Raw genomic sequence first — 14,091 nt, 5'->3', positions numbered from 1 at the left:
GGCCCCGAGAAATCATGTCTCCGCTTGAGAGCCTGCGGGCGGTGGATGCGCCATCCATCACGCTTGCCGATGTGCGCGCCGCCGCCACCCGCATCCGCGGCGCCGTGCTGCGGACGCCGACCATCTATTCGGATGCGCTGTCGCGCGCGACCGGGGCGCGGGTCCACCTCAAGCTGGACAATCTGCAGGCCACCGGCGCCTTCAAGGAGCGTGGCGCCGCCAACCGCATCGCCCTGCTGACGGCGCGGGAGCGGGAAGCGGGCGTCATCGCCATGTCCGCCGGCAATCATGCCCAGGCCGTCGCGCGGCACGCCTCGCTGGCCGGCATCACCGCCACCATCGTCATGCCGCGCTTCACCCCGGCCACCAAGGTGACCCGCACCGAGGGCTGGGGCGCGCGCGTGGTGCTGCATGGCGAGACGCTGGCCGAAGCGGCGGCGCATGCGCATGAACTGGCGCTCAAGGGCGGGCTGACCTTCGTCCACCCCTATGACGATGTCGCCGTCATCGCCGGCCAGGGCACCGCGGCGCTCGAAATGCTGGAGGATGTGCCGGAGCTCGACACGCTGATCATCCCGGTCGGCGGCGGCGGGCTACTGACCGGCTGCGCCGCGGCGGCCCGCGAGCTGAAGCCCGGCATCACCGTGGTCGGCGTGGAGGTGGAGGGCTATCCGGCCATGCACCAGCGCCTGGCCGGCCTGCCCGTCTCCGTCGGCGGCCCCACCGTGGCGGAGGGCATTGCGGTGCGCGATGTCGGCGAGGTGCCCTTCGCCTGGCTGAAGCGCATGGGGATCGAGGTGCTGCTCGCCCCGGAACGCAGCGTGGAACAGGCCATCGCCCTGCTGGCCGAGGGCGCCAAGGTGGTGGCGGAAGGCGCTGGCGCCGCAGGCCTCGCCGCGCTGCTGGCGCATCCCGAACGCTTCGCCGGCCGCACCATCGGCATCCCGATCTGCGGCGGCAACATCGATGCCCGCGCGCTGTCCAACGTGCTGCTGCGCCAGTTGCTGCGGGATGGCCGCATCCTGCGCCTGCATTTCGACATTCCGGACCGCCCCGGCATGCTGGCCGACATCGCCGCCCGCATCTCGGCGCTGGGTGGCAACGTCATCGAGGTGAACCACCAGCAGCTTTTCGGCGCCCCGACCGTGCAGAGCACCGAACTGTACCTGATGGTCGAGGTCCGCGACGGCACCCAGGGCAACGCCATCATCGCAGCCTTGCAGGCGGCCGATTACGTGGTCCGGCGCGGGTAGGCTCTCAGCGCGGATTGACGCGGCTGGTCCAGGGCTGCGGCTGGTAGCCCGGCAGGATGCGGCAGGACCCGGTCTCGGGGCCCGCCAGCGTGTCGCAACGGCCGCGGAGGTCGGCCGGGGTCGGACGCCGGCGCAGCTCGGCCCAGTCGCGCAGCGCCGCGGCGGCGGCGGCGTAGATCGGGCCGGCGAGCTTCGAATGCTCCATCTCCTCGGTGAAGACCTGCACCAGCAGATGGTCGGTGCCGGCGCGGGCGAGCGTCTCGCGGTAGGCCGCCTGATGCTCGACGAAGACGGTCATGTCCCCTACCCCATGCAGCGTCAGCACCGGAATGGCGATGCGCCCGTTCGGGTCGCCATCCTCCGCCAGCCGCGCCGCGGCGTCCGGGTCCGGCGTGATGCGGGGAATGCGGGCGTTCAATCCCGCATCGTCGGAGGTGCCGGCATAGTGCACCCCGGCATTCCCGAAGGCGCTGCGACCCCCCATCATCTGCCAGGCGATATCGGCGAATTGCGTGGTGGCCCAGGCGAGGTGCCCGGGGATGGCCCATTCGGGAATCCGGCTGGCGGCCGCCAGGTCGGCCAGCGCCTGGCGCTGCGCCGGGCTGCGGGCCTCGGCCGCCCGGTCGGCACCGGTGCAGGACAGGTAGCGCCCCATCAGCTCCTCCCGCGCCATGCGGGCGCCCTGCGCCAGGCCGAGGGTGACCGGGTATTGCGGTTCCTCCGGCCTCGGGTGGCTGCCGCAGATGGCCTGGAAGGCGGCGCGCAGATCCACCCGCATGTCATAGGCGCGGCTGGGCCCGGCCAGCACGCCGGAGGTCAGCAGCGCCGCCTGGAAGGGGCGCCGGCCCTCCGGCCCCGCCTCATTCAGCGTCTCGATCGCCTTGGCCGCGACGGCCGCACCCCAGGATTGGCCATGCAGCAGGCTGAAGCGGACGGGGCCGAGCGCCTGTTCCGCGATGCCGCGCACCGCCAGCGTATCCTCCGCCGCGCGACGGATGCCGTAGCCGGCGCGGCGGCGGCTGGTGGATGCCCAGGCCCAGCCGGCACGCAGGAATTCGGCGTAGCGCAGCAGATCCTCATCGGTGGTGCCAGGGCCGGGGGCGGCCATGCGGGGGCCGCCGAAGATGTGCGTCACCAGCCCGCCATGCCAGTTCGCGGGGCGGGCCAGCAGCAGCCAGGCCCCGTTCGCGTCGCGACCGCGCAGGCAGCTTGTGCCCTCCGGCAGGCCGGGTGGGCAGGCGGCCTCATGCGGTGGGGCGCTGGCGGAGGCCGGGCCGGTTAGGGCAGCGAGGCAGATGGCAACGAGAAGCCGCCCCCAACCCGGCAGCTTCACGCCGGCAGGCCCTCCACCGGCACGCCGCTTTCGTCCTTGGTGGTGCGGATGGTCTGCAGGGTCTGCACCCGCAACACGCTGGGCGCATCCGTCAGCTTGGCGGTCAGCGCGTTCTCATGCGCCGTGTCGCGTGCCACCAGCCGCAGCATGAAGTCGCCGCCGCCGCGGATCATGTGGCATTCGCGCACCTCCGGCCATTCACAGACCATCGCCTCGAAGGCGGACAGCACGGTCTGCTTCTGGGTCTCCAGCCCGACCAGGGCGAAGAAGGTGATCTCCCAGCCCAGCACCTGCGGGTCGAGGTCGGCGTGATAGCCGCGGATCACCCCCTGCTCCTCCAGCCGCCGCACGCGGCGCAGGCAGGGCGGCGCCGAGAGGCCGACGCGGCGGGCGAGTTCCACATTGGTCATCCGGCCATCGGCCTGGAGCTCCGCCAGAATCTGGCGGTCCACCTCGTCGATATCCGGCGGAAGGGCGTCCGTCATCTAGTCCGTCATGTCCTGGTTTGGCTGTCGGACGCAATATCCTTTCGACACGCGCGATCTACAAGACGCGGACCTCCATTTCCTGCGTAACCGCGCCGGAACCGCCCGCGCGGGTTGAGCATCGGCACCGCACGGCCGATATGAGGGATGCACATCCCCCGCTGCTGGAATCGATACCGCCGTGTCCCAGACCCACCACACCCGCCTGCTGATCCTCGGCGCCGGCCCCGCCGGCTACACCGCGGCGATCTATGCCGCCCGCGCCGGCCTGAAGCCGCTGGTGGTGGCCGGGCTGCAGCCGGGCGGGCAGCTCACCATCACGACCGAGGTGGAGAATTTCCCGGGCTTCGCCGAGCCGATCCAGGGCCCCTGGCTGATGGAACAGATGCAGGCCCAGGCCACCCATGTCGGCGCGCAGGTGATCCAGGACGTGATCACCCAGGTCGATCTCGGCCGCCGGCCCTTCCGCTGCCTGGGCGATTCCGGCGCGGTGTATGAGGCGGAGGCGCTGGTGATCGCGACCGGCGCGCAGGCCCGCTGGCTCGGCATTCCGGGGGAGAAGGAGCTGTCCGGCTTCGGTGTCTCCGCCTGCGCCACCTGCGATGGCTTCTTCTACCGCGGCAAGGATGTCGCCGTGGTCGGCGGTGGCAATTCCGCGACGGAGGAGGCGCTGTATCTGTCGAATCTGGCGCGCCACGTCACGCTGATCCACCGGCGGGACAGCCTGCGGTCGGAGAAGATTCTGCAGCAGCGGCTGTTCGAGCGGCCCAATGTCTCCGTCATCTGGGACACGGCGGTGGATCAGGTGCTGGCCGATTCGAGCGGCCGGGTGGCGGTGGCGCGGGGCTTGGCGCTGCGCCACCTGAAGACCGGCGCCACCAGCGAATTGCCGGTGCATGGCCTATTCGTCGCGATCGGCCACGACCCGGCCACGGCTTTGTTCAAGGGCCAGATCGGCATGGATGCCGAGGGCTATATCCGCACCACCCCCGGCACCACGCAGACGAGCATCCCGGGCGTCTTCGCGGCCGGCGACGTGCAGGACAAGATCTTCCGCCAGGCCGTCACCGCCGCCGGCACCGGCTGCATGGCGGCGCTGGAGGCAGAGAAGTTCCTGGCGCATCTGCCGGCGGTGGATGCCGCAGCGGCCTGACACGGAAGGCCGGGGGCAGAAGCGGGCTGCAATCGCCGTCACTTCGGTATTTTTCGGCCAGGATCGGCAATGCCGGGGAAAAAAACGCCCCGTTTGCAACTGACATGCTACTCAAAACCTGCCCGTGCATGTCATTTTGCCGGGCTTCGGGAACAGGGAATCGGGCGCCGGCATGCCGTTGGATTGGGACAAGCTGCGCGTTTTCCACGCTGTCGCCGAAGCTGGGTCCTTTACCCATGCCGGAGAGACGCTGAATCTTTCGCAATCCGCCGTCTCCCGCCAGATCCAGGCGCTGGAGGAGGCGCTGGCCGTTCCGCTGTTCCACCGCCACGCCCGCGGCCTGATCCTGACCGAGCAGGGCGAAACCCTGAACCGCGCGGTGCGGGAGGTTTTTGCCAAGCTGGCGATGACGGAAGCGCTGCTGACCGAAAGCCGCGAACGCCCGACCGGCAGGCTGAAGGTCACCACCACCACCGGTTTCGGCAGTGTCTGGCTGGCGCCCCGTCTGCGCCGCTTCATGGCGCTGCACCCGGATGTCACGCTGACCGTCGTGCTGGATGATGCCGACCTCGATCTGGCGATGCGGGAGGCCGATGTGGCCATCCGCCTGCATCCGCCGCGGCAGCCGGACCTGATCCAGCGCAACCTCGGCACCTTCGGCTGGCGCGTCTGCGGGTCGCCGGACTATCTGAAGACCGCCGGCATGCCGACCCGGGCCGAGGACCTCGATGCCCACCGGATGATCGTCTACGGCGATTATCGCCCACCGGTCGACTCGGTGAACTGGTTGCAGGAGGCCGGGCGCCGCCCCGGCTCCACCCGCCGCGCGGTACTGGAAATGAACAGCCTGCCCGGCATCCTGGCCGCCGTGCGCAGCGGCCTCGGCATCGCCGCCCTGCCGGACTACATGGGCGATGAGCTGGACGGGCTGGTGCAGGTGCTGCCCGAGCTGAAATCCCCCCGGATCGAGGCGTATTTCGTCTATCCGGAAGAACTGCGCCATTCTAAGCGCGTCGCGGTGTTCCGCGACTTCCTGGTGGCGGAGCTGGCCTCGCCGTCGCGGTTGCAGGCGGCGAGCTGATTCGCCACCCTGGGTGGAGTGATCGTGGAATTCGCTCGCAGTGTTGAGCTGCGTGATTAACGAGGTTGTATTTCGCCTCCATGCACTCAGTGCATGGCCGCTCATCGGAATACGCCCAACCACAATGATGCACTGCACCGTATGTAGGCGTGGTCACGGCGGCGACGCCGGGTCAGGGTCCCTCGAGCCAGTCTCGAACCCCTTCGTCTCCCAGACGTGAAGCCTCCCTGTTTGACTTAGGCCGCTACCCCAACGGGTTGGCGGCCTTTTTTTTGCGCGGGTCACAAGATCGTTTCGCCAAAAGAAATATTATGTGCAGCCTGAAGCGAATCGTTAAACCTTCCTGCAGATTCAGGGAGGGTACCCGGCCATGTGTCTCGTCTGCGGTGCAATCGGATTGCGGCAGTCCGATTCGGCCTTGATGCATGCCTCCCTCGGCTTCACCGCGTCAGGGCCAACCCCCGCCAACCGCGAAGTGACCGGCGTGCCCTATACCGGGGAAGCCACGATCGATTCGCTCCTGGCCGGTACGCGCTGGAGCAGCCAGGACCTGACCTACGCCCTGCCGCCGGACCAGGCCGCCTGGGGCGCCGCCTTTCCCATCGGCCTCGGCAACGCGGCCTTGGCGCCCACCGAGTCGCTGACCCGGGCGCTGGACCTGATCCTGGCCGGCGAATCGGATCTGCCGGGCGGCCAGGCGCAGCGCCTCACCTCCCTCGCCGCCTTCACCAACCTGCAGCTGACCCGAACGGAGGACCATGAAACGGCGACGCTTCGCTTTGGCGCCGCCGCCGCGCTGACCGACCTGTTCGGCTTCGCCGGCTTCCCCGGCATCGAGCGTTTCGAGGCTGCCGAGGTGACCGGCGCCTACGGCTCCGGCGTCCGGGGCGGCGACACCTGGCTGTCCAGCACGATGTTCGAGGACGGCCCGGGTGGGCTGCTGGACCCGATTCCGGGCAGCGTCGCCTGGCACGTCATCATGCACGAGCTTGGCCACGCGCTGGGCCTGTCGCATCCGCATTCGGACAATTCGCGGCCCGGCGGTTCGCTGTTCCAGATGCCGGCCGCCCGGGACAGCGTCGAATTCACCAACATGGCCTACCGCATGCCGGTCGGCGGCGGCACCGGCGACCAGCAGTTGCGGGGCAGCTACGACATGCCGCAGACCTGGATGACCCTCGATATCCAGGCGCTCCAGCATCTCTACGGCGCCAATTACGCGACCCATGCCGGCAACACGACCTATCGCTTCGACCCGGCGACGGGGGAGGTCTTCGTCGATGGCATCGGCCAGGGCGCACCCGGCGCCAACTTCATCCTGCTGACCATCTGGGATGGCGGCGGTATCGATACCTATGATTTCTCCGCCTATGGCACCGATCTGCGGATCGACCTGACGCCGGGCGCGGGCTCGATTCTCGCCGAGAACCAGCTTGCCGACCTCACCCCCGCCAATACCGGGGAGGCGCGCGGCACGCATATGGCACAGCGCAGTCTATACAACGCCCTCCTGCACCAGGATGACCCGCGGTCGCTGATCGAAAATGTGGTGGGCGGCAGCGGCAACGACCATATCCTGGGCAACCAGGCCGCCAACTGGCTGCAGGGCGGCGCCGGGGCGGATACGCTGGATGGCGGCGCCGGCGCCGATACGCTGGATGGTGGGGCGGGCATCGACCTGAGGCGTGGCGGCACCGGCAACGATACCTACCTGGTCGATCACCAGCTGGACCGGATCTGGGAACGGCCGGGCGAGGGCATCGACACCGTCATCGCCAGCACCGGCTATCGCCTCGGCCTGAACCTGGAGGTGCTGCGGCTGACCGAGGCCGCGGGTGCCGCCTTCGGTCATGGCAATGACCTGTCCAACCACATCGTGGGCAACAGCTTCGACAATTTCCTGACCGGCGGCGACGGCAACGACAACCTCAACGGCCTCGACGGGGATGACCGGCTCGATGGCGGCGCCGGCGACGATCTTCTCTATGGCGGCGCGGGGAATGATCGCCTTTATGGCGGGAACGGCAACGACGTGCTGTCGGGCGGCACCGGCAATGACCTCATGCTGGGCGGTGCCGGGGACGACGTCTACCGGGTGGAGGATGCCGGCGACCGCGTCATCGAATTGGCCAATGAGGGATACGACAAGGTCCTGGCCAGCATCGACTACCGCCTGACGCAGCATGTGGAGCGGCTGGACCTGGTGGGCTTTGCAGTGAACGGCTACGGCAATGCCGAGGCGAACTGGATCGTCGGCAATACGCTGGACAATCTCCTTGCCGGGCATGACGGCGCCGATACCATCCTCGGCGGCCTCGGCAATGACACGCTGGTGGGCGGGCGCGGCGATGACGTCCTGATCGGCGGGGCCGGCCATGACCGGCTGCTGGGCGGCGATGGCGCCGACTCGCTGAGTGGCGGGTCCGGCAACGACACGCTGATTGGCGGCGCCGGCGCGGATCTTTTTGGGTTCGACGCGGAAAGCACCGGCCACAGCCTGATTTCCGATTTCGACCTCACCGAGGACCGCCTGGATGCCTCCGAGCTGTTCAGCGATGTCATGTCGCTGATGGCCGCGCTGGTCGATCTGGGCCGCCATACGCGGCTGGATTTCGCGCAGACCGGCGGGTCCGTCTTCCTGCGGAACATCGCCGTGGCGGATATCACCGAGACGATTTTCGTGTTCGAGCCGCCGGAGCCTGCACAGATGAATATCTGGATGGCCTGATCACTCCCCCCGGAGCGCCGCCCCCGCCGCCAGCGGGGCCAACGGCGCGGCGAGCGCCAGCAGGGCTGCCAGCAGCAGCAGATAGGGCCGCGGCGTCAGCCCAGCCGCCGCGGCCTCGATCGCCGCGGCGCCGAAGATCACGGCGGGGATGGACAGCGGCAGCACCAGCAGCGGCAGCAGCACCCCACCGCGCCGCGCCCCCAGCGTCAGCGCCGCACCCGCCGTGCCGAACAGGGACAGCACGCCGGTCGCCAGACCAAGCGCCATCATCGCCGCCCCCCAGGCCTCCACCGGCAGGTTCAGCATGGCGGCCGCGATCGGCGTCGCGGCCAGCAGCGGCAGGCCGGTGACGATCCAGTGCCCCAGCGCCTTGGCGCCCGCGAGCGCCGAGGGTGGCAGGCCGGACAGCAGCAACTGGTCCAGCGACCCATCCTCCGCCTCCGCCCCGAATTGCCGGTCGAGCGGCAGCAGCGCCGCCAGCAGCGCGGCCGCCAGCAGCGCGCCGGGGGCGATACGGGCCAGGATTTCGGGGGAGGGTCCGATGCCAAAGGGGAACAGCGCGCAGACCAGCACGAAGAACAGCACGGCGGCCAGGGTATCCGCCGGGTGGCGCAGCGCCAGCCGCACCTCCCGCCCCAGCACCGCCCAGAAACCCCTCACAACGCCAGCTCCCGCGCGCCGGGCAGGGGCAATGGCAGGTGGGTGGCGGCGATCACGGCGCCGCCGGCGGCGCGGTGGGTTGCGAGCAGCCCGCCGAGACGGGTGACGGAGGCCGCGTCCAGCCCCACCGTCGGCTCATCCAGCAACCACAGCGGCGCCGGCGCCAGCGCCAACCGGGCCAGCGCCAGGCGGCGCTTCTGGCCGGAGGACAGCACCCGCGCCGGCAGTTCCGCCAGATCCGCCAAACCCACGGACTCCAGCGCCGCAGCAACATCGCCGCCCCACAGTTTCGCGTAGAATTCCAGGTTCTCCCGCGCCGTCAGGCTCGGCTTCAGCGCGTCCTGGTGGCTGAGGTAGCGCAGCCGGCCGGCATGGCCGACGCGATCGGCCAGCGCATCGGCGCCATCCCACAGCAATTCCCCCTCCGCCGCCGGGATCAGACCGGCCAGCAGCCGCAGCAGGCTGGATTTGCCCGCGCCATTGGCGCCGAGCAGCAGCAGCGCGCCGCCCGCCTCCAGCGTGAAGGACAGCCCGGCGAAAATTGCGCGGTCGCCCCGCCAGCAGGCCAGATCCCGCGCTTCCAGCACCTCGTTCTCCCCAACCCCGACTCACGCAAGAAAACAACCCGAAAGGCGCCGCCCGCCGCACAACCGGACGTAACCAGCCTGTAGCGGATGGACCGCCTCCGGTCCCTGTGGTTTAAGCCGCCTGCTGCGGTCGCGAAAGCGGCACGGCGGAACCGCGCCAGGCTTGGCGGAGGCGCCCCGCTTCCGGGGTGGCACCCAACCCGGCGCCACGCGAACGGGGACCCCGGACCATGCGGATGATCGGGCAGGACAGCCTGAAGACCCGCCGTACCCTTCAGGTGGACGGCAAGGACTATCATTATTTCAGCCTGCCCGAGGCTGCTGCCGCCATCGGCGACCCGAGCCGGTTGCCGGTCAGCCTGAAGGTGCTGCTGGAGAACGTGCTGCGCTTCGAGGATGGCCGCAGCTACACGGTGGATGATGCCAAGGCCGTGGTTGCCTGGCTCGAGAAGGGTTCCTCCACCAAGGAAGTTCCGTTCCGCCCGGCCCGCATCCTGCTGCAGGATTTCACGGGCGTTCCGGCCGTGGTCGACCTGGCCGCGATGCGCGATGCGCTGTCGAACCTTGGCGGTGATCCGAAGAAGGTGAACCCGCTGGTGCCGGTCGATCTGGTGATCGACCACTCCGTGATGGTGGACTTCTCCGGCACCGCGAACGCGCTGCAGAAGAACGTCGATGTGGAGTTCGAGCGCAACGGTGAGCGCTATGAATTCCTGCGCTGGGGCCAGTCCGCCTTCGCCAATTTCCGCGTCGTGCCGCCGGGCACCGGCATCTGCCACCAGGTGAACCTGGAATACCTGGCGCAGGTCGCCTGGACCGCGCAGGACGGGCCGGACACCTATGTGTTCCCGGATAGCTGCTACGGCACGGACAGCCACACCACCATGGTGAACGGCCTGGGCGTGCTCGGCTGGGGCGTCGGCGGGATCGAGGCCGAGGCCGCGATGCTCGGCCAACCCATCGCCATGCTGATCCCGGACGTCATCGGTTTCCGCCTGGTTGGCAAGGTGCGCGAAGGCGTGACGGCCACCGACATGGTGCTGACGGTCACGCAGATGCTCCGCAAGAAGGGCGTGGTCGGCAAGTTCGTCGAATTCTACGGCCCGGGCCTGGAGGACATGGCGCTCGCCGACCGTGCCACCATCGGCAACATGGCCCCGGAATACGGCGCGACCTGCGGCTTCTTCCCGATCGACCAGACCACCATCGACTATCTGCGCCTGTCCGGCCGCGACGAGCATCGCATCAAGCTGACCGAAGCCTATGCCAAGGCGCAGGGCCTGTGGCGCGATGCCTCCACGCCCGACCCGGTGTTCACGGATACGATGGAACTCGACCTGTCGACGGTCGAGCCCTCCATGGCCGGCCCGAAGCGGCCGCAGGACCGCGTGCCGCTGACCCAGGTTTCCACCAGCTTCGGCAAGGACTTGGCCGCTGGCACCATGGGTGTGCCGGGCGACAAGGCCGATCTGCGCGTGCCGGTCGCGGGCAAGAACTACGACCTCGGCCATGGGGATGTGGTGATCGCGGCGATCACGTCGTGCACCAACACCTCCAACCCGTATGTCATGGTCGCGGCCGGCCTGGTCGCGCGCAAGGCGCGGGCGCTGGGGCTGACGCCGAAGGCCTGGGTCAAGACCTCGCTGGCGCCTGGCTCGCAGGTGGTCACCGAATATCTCGACAAGGCCGGGCTGACGGCGGATCTGGATGCGCTCGGCTTCCAGACCGTGGGCTATGGCTGCACCACCTGCATCGGCAATTCCGGCCCGCTGGAAGACCCGATCCTGGAGGCCATCGAGGACAACAAGCTGGTCGTCTCCAGCGTCCTTTCCGGCAACCGCAACTTCGAGGGCCGCGTCCACGCCAATGTCCGCGCGAACTACCTGGCCTCCCCGCCGCTGGTGGTCGCCTATGCGCTGGCCGGGACCGTCAAGCTGAACCTGACCACGGACCCGATCGGCACCGGCAGCAACGGCCAGCCGGTGTACCTGAAGGACATCTGGCCGACGCAGAAGGAAGTGAACGACACCGTCCACTCCGCCGTGTCGCGCGAAATGTTCATGGATCGCTATGGCGATGTGTTCAAAGGCCCGGCGCAGTGGCAGGCGATCCGCGTCGACACGGATAGCGACACCTACCGCTGGAATGGCGGCTCCACCTACGTCCAGAACCCGCCCTACTTCACCGGCATGACGATGGAGATCCCCGCGATCCCGCCGATCACCGGGGCGCGCATCCTGGCCGAGCTGGGCGACAGCATCACCACCGACCACATCTCCCCGGCCGGTGCCATCAAGAAGGCGTCCCCGGCTGGCGATTACCTGCTGGAACACCAGGTCCGCCAGAATGACTTCAACAGCTACGGCGCCCGCCGCGGCAACCATGAAGTCATGATGCGCGGCACTTTTGCGAATACCCGTATTCGCAATGAGCTGGTGCCGGGCATCGAGGGCGGCATGACCAAGCACCAGCCCTCGGGCGAAGTGCTGCCGATCTATGATGCGGCGATGAAGTACAAGGCGGAGGGCGTGCCGCTGGTGATCTTCGGCGGCAAGGAATACGGCACCGGCTCCTCCCGCGACTGGGCGGCCAAGGGCACCTTCCTGCTCGGCGTGAAGGCGGTGATCACCGAGAGCTTCGAGCGCATCCACCGCTCGAACCTGGTCGGCATGGGCGTGCTGCCGCTGGTCTTCCAGAATGGCGAGACCCGCCAGTCGCTGGGCATCACCGGCGCCGAGATCATCGACCTGGAAGGGCTGGAAACGCTGGCCGCCCGGATGCAGGTGGGCATGGTCATCCACCGCCCCGACGGCACCACCCACCGCACGTCGCTGCTCTGCCGCGTCGATACGGCGGATGAGGTCGAGTACTACAAGAATGGCGGGATCCTGAACTACGTGCTGCGTGGCATGGCGAAGGCGGCCTGATCCGGCCTTCGCTATCGTGTAGGAAAAGGCGCGGTCCGCAGGGGCCGCGCCTTTTTTCTTGGGCTGGTTGTAACATCGCGAATGCGGAACCTTCGGCCGCCCCCGCCGCTGTCATCACGCCACGCTTTCGCCACGGAGCCTGATCCTGCCGCCTTCGCCCCCTGATGGCCCCTCCCCCCGCCGGGTCGCCGTCGTCATCAATGCCGCCTCCGGCACCGCCCTCGGCCGCGACACGATCGAGGCGGAGGTCGCGCGCCACCTGGCCGCGGCGGGCGTGGAGGCGGTGCTGGTGCCCGACCATGCGGAGGGCCTGCTCGCCCGGCTGGATGAGGCGGTGGCGATGGGAGCGGAGGCCGTGGTGGTGGGCGGCGGCGACGGCTCCATCATGGCGGCCGCCGAACGGATGATGGGCAAGCAGGCCGCGCTCGGTATCCTGCCGCTCGGCACCATGAACATGCTGGCCAAGGATCTCGGCATCCCGCTGGAACTGGAAGCGGCGGCGGCGGCGCTGGCGCATGGCACCATCCGCGCCATCGATGTGGCGGATGTGAACGGCCATGTCTTCCTGTGTTCCTCCGTGCTCGGCAGCCCGTCCTGGTTAGGCCGGCACCGGGAACGCGGGCGTGGCAAGCGGGGGCTGCGGCCGCGGCTGGTCTTCCTCCTCGCTGCGCTGCGCTCCGAATGGCGGCACCGGCCGATGCGGCTCAGCGTGCGGCTGGGCGAAGGGCTGACGGTGCGGCTGTGGACCCGGGCGCTGGCGGTGGCGAACAACCGCTATGCCGAGGGCTTCAACCTGATGATGGCCCGGCCGCGGCTCGATGCCGGGGAACTCGCCCTCTATGTCGCGCGTCGCTACGGGGCATGGTGGTGGGTAAAGATGATGGCGGGCATGTTCCTCGGAACCTGGCGTGGCTCCCGCCTCGTGCAGGAACGCACGGCGCAGGAAGTGACAATCGGCTCCGCGCGCACCGCGATCCGCGTGATGAATGACGGGGAGGCGCTGCTGATCGCGCCGCCGCTGATCTACCGCATCCATCCCGGTGCGCTGCGCGTCATCGTGCCCGGCCCGCCCGCCGAAAATCCGGCGGCCGAGACCGGCCCGGTTCAACCGTCCGCATGACGCGCCGCGTGGCGCATCTGTCGGACCTGCATTTCGGCGCCGAGGACCCTGAGGTGGTGGCCAGCTTCGTGCAGGAGCTGGCCGATTGGGCGCCCGACCTCATCGCCGTCTCCGGCGACCTGACCCAGGGCGCGCGGCATGAGGAATTCATCGCCGCCATGGCTTTCCTGGAGACGCTGCCCGCACCGCGGCTGATCGTGCCCGGTAATCACGACATGTCGCCCTACAATCTGGTCGAGCGTTTCACGGACCCGTATCGCCGCTGGCGCCGCCATGTCCACGCGGTGACGGAGCCGGTGTTCGAGGATGCGGAGATCGCCATCGTCGGCATGAACACCGCCCGCCGTGCCGGGCTGTATCTGAACTGGGCGCGCGGCCGCGTCTCCGGCACCAGGCTGGCAGCGGCGGAGGGGCGGCTGGCGGCGCTGCCGCCCGGCCTGTTCCGCATCATCGTGGCGCACCACCCCTTCCTGGCGCCGATCCTCAAGCCCGGCGCCCGGCTGGTGGGCAATGCCGAACCGGCGCTGGCCGCCTTCGCGCGGCATGATGTGCGGCTGGTGCTGACCGGGCATCTGCATCTCGGCGATGTCCGCCCGGTGCGGGAGGGGGGGCTGGTGGTGGCCCAGGCCGGCAGCGCCACCTCCGTCCGGCTGCGCGGCACGCCCAACGCCTATAACCGCATCATCGTGGAGGATGGCCGCGCCACCGTCACGCCGCGCCTGTGGCATGGCGCGGGGTGGGAGGATTTGCCGCCGGCGGCATGA

General features: G+C 69.2%; 11 protein-coding genes. 7 read left to right on the top strand and 4 right to left on the bottom strand.

The genetic code is table 11. The features are described from left to right. Positions 1–14 precede the first annotated feature (14 nt). A complete protein-coding gene (locus ACFHNC_RS16215) occupies positions 15–1,253 on the top strand; it encodes a threonine ammonia-lyase (RefSeq protein WP_437170270.1) in 1,239 nt (412 codons plus the stop codon). A gap of 4 nt (positions 1,254–1,257) precedes the next feature. Here ACFHNC_RS16215 and ACFHNC_RS16210 read toward each other — a convergent pair whose 3' ends face one another. Beyond that, a complete protein-coding gene (locus tag ACFHNC_RS16210) occupies positions 1,258–2,586 on the bottom strand; it encodes a hypothetical protein (protein WP_437170269.1) in 1,329 nt (442 codons plus the stop codon). Next, positions 2,583–3,071 carry an Lrp/AsnC family transcriptional regulator gene (locus tag ACFHNC_RS16205; RefSeq protein ID WP_437170268.1) on the bottom strand — a complete coding sequence of 163 codons (489 nt, stop codon included), beginning with the start codon at positions 3,069–3,071 and terminating at the stop codon, positions 2,583–2,585. Before ACFHNC_RS16205 ends, ACFHNC_RS16210 begins: the two co-directional genes overlap by 4 nt. A 181-nt stretch (positions 3,072–3,252) precedes the next feature. Here ACFHNC_RS16205 and trxB point away from each other — a divergent pair, with 181 nt between their 5' ends. The 3 genes from trxB (at position 3,253) to ACFHNC_RS16190 (ending at position 8,033) form a co-directional block, all read left to right on the top strand. Beyond that, positions 3,253–4,224, top strand: coding sequence for a thioredoxin-disulfide reductase (gene trxB / locus ACFHNC_RS16200; RefSeq protein WP_437170267.1), 972 nt, complete (start codon positions 3,253–3,255; stop codon positions 4,222–4,224). A 172-nt stretch (positions 4,225–4,396) separates the two neighbouring features. Continuing rightward, entirely contained in the window at positions 4,397–5,305 is a 909-nt protein-coding gene (locus ACFHNC_RS16195; RefSeq protein WP_437170266.1) for a LysR family transcriptional regulator, read from the top strand. Between the two features lie 421 nt (positions 5,306–5,726). Then, positions 5,727–8,033 (top strand): M10 family metallopeptidase C-terminal domain-containing protein, encoded by a 2,307-nt coding sequence (locus ACFHNC_RS16190; protein ID WP_437170265.1) that lies wholly within the window; start codon positions 5,727–5,729, stop codon positions 8,031–8,033. Here ACFHNC_RS16190 and ccmB read toward each other — a convergent pair whose 3' ends face one another. Together ccmB and ccmA are read right to left on the bottom strand one after the other, a co-directional pair. After that, entirely contained in the window at positions 8,034–8,693 is a 660-nt protein-coding gene (gene ccmB / locus ACFHNC_RS16185) for a heme exporter protein CcmB (protein ID WP_437170264.1), read from the bottom strand. Further along, positions 8,690–9,280: a heme ABC exporter ATP-binding protein CcmA gene (ccmA, locus tag ACFHNC_RS16180; RefSeq protein ID WP_437170263.1), complete on the bottom strand. Its 591-nt coding sequence runs from the start codon at positions 9,278–9,280 to the stop codon at positions 8,690–8,692. The genes ccmB and ccmA overlap by 4 nt, the downstream gene beginning before the upstream one ends. 230 nt (positions 9,281–9,510) lie before the next feature. Between ccmA and acnA the strand changes: the two genes are divergently transcribed. The 3 genes from acnA to ACFHNC_RS16165 all read left to right on the top strand — a co-directional run bounded on the left by acnA (position 9,511) and on the right by ACFHNC_RS16165 (position 14,091). Beyond that, positions 9,511–12,207, top strand: a complete 2,697-nt coding sequence (gene acnA / locus ACFHNC_RS16175) for an aconitate hydratase AcnA (RefSeq protein WP_437170262.1) — start codon at positions 9,511–9,513, stop codon at positions 12,205–12,207. A 139-nt stretch (positions 12,208–12,346) separates the two neighbouring features. Then, positions 12,347–13,327: a diacylglycerol/lipid kinase family protein gene (locus tag ACFHNC_RS16170; RefSeq protein WP_437170300.1), complete on the top strand. Its 981-nt coding sequence runs from the start codon at positions 12,347–12,349 to the stop codon at positions 13,325–13,327. Then, positions 13,324–14,091 carry a metallophosphoesterase family protein gene (locus ACFHNC_RS16165; RefSeq protein ID WP_437170261.1) on the top strand — a complete coding sequence of 256 codons (768 nt, stop codon included), beginning with the start codon at positions 13,324–13,326 and terminating at the stop codon, positions 14,089–14,091. The genes ACFHNC_RS16170 and ACFHNC_RS16165 overlap by 4 nt, the downstream gene beginning before the upstream one ends.

Source organism: Falsiroseomonas sp. E2-1-a4 (assembly GCF_051433165.1).
Classification (GTDB): Bacteria; Pseudomonadota; Alphaproteobacteria; order Acetobacterales; family Acetobacteraceae; genus Falsiroseomonas.
The sequence above is the reverse complement of the archived record's forward strand: the minus strand, read 5'-3'. Positions and strand labels throughout refer to the sequence as shown.

Excerpts from the sequence above, each read along its gene's own strand:
- acnA (WP_437170262.1), top strand. The coding sequence starts at position 9,511 with ATGCGGATGATCGGGCAGGACAGCCTGAAGACCCGCCGTACCCTTCAG.
- ACFHNC_RS16165 (WP_437170261.1), top strand. The coding sequence starts at position 13,324 with ATGACGCGCCGCGTGGCGCATCTGTCGGACCTGCATTTCGGCGCCGAG.
- ACFHNC_RS16195 (WP_437170266.1), top strand. The coding sequence starts at position 4,397 with ATGCCGTTGGATTGGGACAAGCTGCGCGTTTTCCACGCTGTCGCCGAA.
- ACFHNC_RS16205 (WP_437170268.1), bottom strand. The coding sequence starts at position 3,071 with ATGACGGACGCCCTTCCGCCGGATATCGACGAGGTGGACCGCCAGATT.
- ACFHNC_RS16215 (WP_437170270.1), top strand. The coding sequence starts at position 15 with ATGTCTCCGCTTGAGAGCCTGCGGGCGGTGGATGCGCCATCCATCACG.
- ACFHNC_RS16190 (WP_437170265.1), top strand. The coding sequence starts at position 5,727 with ATGCATGCCTCCCTCGGCTTCACCGCGTCAGGGCCAACCCCCGCCAAC.